Origin of the sequence: Rhodococcus sp. (in: high G+C Gram-positive bacteria), assembly GCF_049591685.1 — a bacterium.
GTDB lineage: Bacteria > Actinomycetota > Actinomycetes > Mycobacteriales > Mycobacteriaceae > Rhodococcoides.
The window spans coordinates 1-2,965 of sequence record NZ_JBAWFH010000446.1 but is presented as its reverse complement, the minus strand read 5'-3'; the positions used below and the strand labels follow the sequence as shown (position 1 = coordinate 2,965).

Below are 2,965 nucleotides of genomic sequence, written 5' to 3'. Positions count from 1 at the left end.
GCCGGGAAGGCCTGCAGGAGTTGCTCGATGTCCCGGTGGTCGACATCACCGAGGCGGCCGCGTCGACGGCGATGTATCTCGGACACAAATACTCGGTCGTCACCACGCTCGACCGCACCGTCCCGCTGATCGAGGACCGTCTCAAGCTCGCGGGACTCGATGCACGATGCGCGTCGGTGCGGGCATCCGGCCTCGGGGTGCTCGAACTGGAGTCGGATCCGGAACGGGCGGTCGAGGCGATCGTCCGCCAGGCGCGAGAGGCTGTCGAGATCGATCACGCCGAAGTGATCTGCCTCGGATGCGGCGGCATGGCCGAACTCGAGGAGAGGGTTGCGGCCGCGACGGGCGTCCCGATCGTCGACGGAGTCCGCGCCGCGGTCACCATCGCCGAAGGGCTGGTCCGGATGGGCCTGTCCACATCGAAGGTGCGTACCTACGCGACGCCGCGCAAGAAGAAGGTCACCGGGTGGCCATTCGAGCTGTAGGGCAACGGAACTGACCTGTCAGAGCATGACCTGGCGGTTGACGTCCTTGTACAGCAGGTAGCGGAAGTTCGATGGCCCACCCGCGTAGCAGGCCTGCGGGCAGAAGGCGCGCAGCGAGAGGAAGTCGCCTTCCTGGACCTCCACCCAGTCGCCGTTGAGGTGATAGACGGCTTTGCCTTCGAGCATCAGGAGGCCGTGTTCCATCACGTGGGTCTCGGCGAACGGAATGGTCGCGCCGGGCTCGAAGGTGACGATGTTGACGTGCATGTCGTACGCGAGATCCTGTGGGTCGAGCATGCGCGTCGTACGCCATTTGCCGTCGGTCCCGGGCATGGCCGACGGCGCGATGTCCTGCTCGTTACCGAACTTGACGGATGCCGTGTGGCCCGCGATGGCTTCATAGCGCTTGCGGATCCAGACGAACGTCGCGTCGGCGTCGCCCGTGTTGTGGGCCGACCAGTCGGTGCCCGCGGGAAGGTAGGCGAATCCGCCCTCGGTGAGTGTCTGCGACAGACCTGCCGCGTCGACGGTGAGCGCACCGGACGTGACGAACAGGAAGCCCTGCACTTCGGGTTGCGGCTCGGGTCGCTGTGCCCCGCCGCCCGGCTTGACCTCGACGATTGCCTGGTAGTACGTCGTCGCTCCGCCGGCGACCGGTCGGTTGATGATCCATGCGCGCGTATCGGTCCACTCCGGGAGCACCGAGGTCACGATGTCCGAAAGGACGCCGCGCGGAATCACCGTGTAGGCCTCGGTGACGATGGCGCGGTCGGTCAGCAGATCGGTCTGCGGGGGCAGGCCGCCGCGGGGCGTGTAGTACGACGCAGTGGTCACTGATTGCTCCTGGTTGTGCGGCCGAGCGCGATATCACGCACGGTGGAGATCGGGAGATCGGTAGCTGCCTCGATCTCGTCGACGGTCAGGGCGCCGCACACGCTGCCACGGTGGATCACGTTGCCGAGTGCGCGAGCGGTGGCCGGTTCGTCCATGACGGTCGAGTCGAGTTGATGGACGTAGTTGCGCAGGCGCGTCGCGGCGGGCGCAAAGGCATCACGGTAGAACGCGTAGGTCGCCAGGTAGCGGGTGACGAGTTGGGCGGGATGCATGTCCCAGCCCTGGTAGATACCGCGTTCCAGGTGTCGCCGGACGAGGCGCGCGTGCAGCTTCCACGCCGTGGCCACGTTGTCGGGGTCACCGACCGGGAGGATGTTGGTCGAGCCATCGGACAGGTGCACGCCGGTGCCGGCGACGGCGAGTTGCATGACGTTCTTGGCGTGGTCGGCCGCGGGATGCTCCATCGACTGGTAGGCGGCGGCGATACCGAGGGACGCCGAGTAGTCGTAGGTCCCGTAGTGCAGCGAGCTGACGCGGCCCTGGCCGGCGTGGATGAACCGGGCAACGGGTGCGCGGCCGTCGGCGTCGAGGATCGCCTGCGGTGTTTCGACCTGCACCTCGAAGCGGATGCGGCCGGCCGGCAGTCCGTTCGCCCCTTCAAGGGCGCTCGCGACCGCGACCATCGCTTCGACCTGGTCGACGGAGGTCACCTTGGGGAGCGTGAGGGTGAGGCCATCGGGGAGGCCGCCGGAGTCGACGAGTCCGCTGATGAACATGTCGAGCGTGCGCAATCCGCGCGCCCGGGTGCCCGCTTCGAAGCACTTGAAGCGGGTGCCGACGAACGGCGTGGAGGTGCCTGCGTCGAGCGCGATCCGCAGCGCGGCGATCGCCTGTGCGACATCGGCGTCCTCGGTCGCATCGTCGAAGGTGCCGTAGCCGTCCTCGAAGTCGATGCGGAGGTCTTCGATCGGCTCGGTGGTCAGCTTGTTCTCGACAAGGGCTGCGAGAGTCTCCGGAGCGCAGTCGGTTCCGCTGCTCGCACCGACGAGCGAGGCCACGGCGTCGAGGCCGCCGGCGTTTTCCGCGGCTGCGAGAGCGGCGGATCCCCAATTGGCGGGCATCGTTGCCGAGTACCGGTTGCCCGGGATGTAAACGGTGTGGACGGGCTGGCGACGGCCGTCATCGCCGGGGTATCGGGTGCCCAATTGAGCGTCGGCGTTCGAGAGGCGGCGGTCGACGTCGGCCAGCACCGCACCGTCGAGGCGTCGAGTCACAGGTGCCCCTTTCCTGGCTGGAAGTCTCCGCGCCAAATAAATTCCACCATGTGGAGTTTAACGCGCGGCTCCGGGCTCCGGTTGCATGTTCTTCCAGTGGTTACTTATTCCGTATTGCGGAACTCTTTTTGAGTGTGTTGGATGGAACGAAATTCATCGGCGGGAAGTGGTTCGTATGGCGGAGAGATCGGGCGGCGTCCAGTCGGTGGAGCGCGCATTCGAATTGATGGAACTGATCGGCCGCGCGGGAGGGGAGTGCTCACTGACGGAATTGTCGGCGGAGTCTCCGTTGCCGCCGCCGACAATTCACCGCCTCCTGCGCACGCTGGTCGGAATCGGCTACGTGCGCCAACTGCCCAATCGCCGCTACGC

The 2,965-nt window shown here is 66.6% G+C and carries 4 protein-coding genes; 2 read left to right on the top strand and 2 right to left on the bottom strand.

Annotated features, from left to right (window positions below):
- A partial coding sequence (locus tag WBQ44_RS18755; protein ID WP_495568178.1) for an aspartate/glutamate racemase family protein occupies nucleotides 1-485 on the top strand: 485 nt, incomplete at its 5' end.
- 18 nt (nucleotides 486-503) lie between these two features.
- On the opposite strand, the gene WBQ44_RS18750 is transcribed toward WBQ44_RS18755, so the two are convergent.
- The gene (locus WBQ44_RS18750; RefSeq protein ID WP_495568177.1) at nucleotides 504-1,319 is read right to left on the bottom strand and encodes a bifunctional allantoicase/(S)-ureidoglycine aminohydrolase; all 816 of its coding nucleotides are present in this window, start codon (nucleotides 1,317-1,319) and stop codon (nucleotides 504-506) included.
- Nucleotides 1,316-2,593, bottom strand: coding sequence for a DUF6986 family protein (locus WBQ44_RS18745; protein WP_495568176.1), 1,278 nt, complete (start codon nucleotides 2,591-2,593; stop codon nucleotides 1,316-1,318). Before WBQ44_RS18745 ends, WBQ44_RS18750 begins: the two co-directional genes overlap by 4 nt.
- A 175-nt stretch (nucleotides 2,594-2,768) precedes the next feature.
- On the opposite strand from WBQ44_RS18745, the gene WBQ44_RS18740 reads away from it, so the two are divergent.
- Nucleotides 2,769-2,965, top strand: a 197-nt coding sequence (locus WBQ44_RS18740) for a helix-turn-helix domain-containing protein (RefSeq protein WP_495568175.1), incomplete at its 3' end; no start/stop codon positions are given.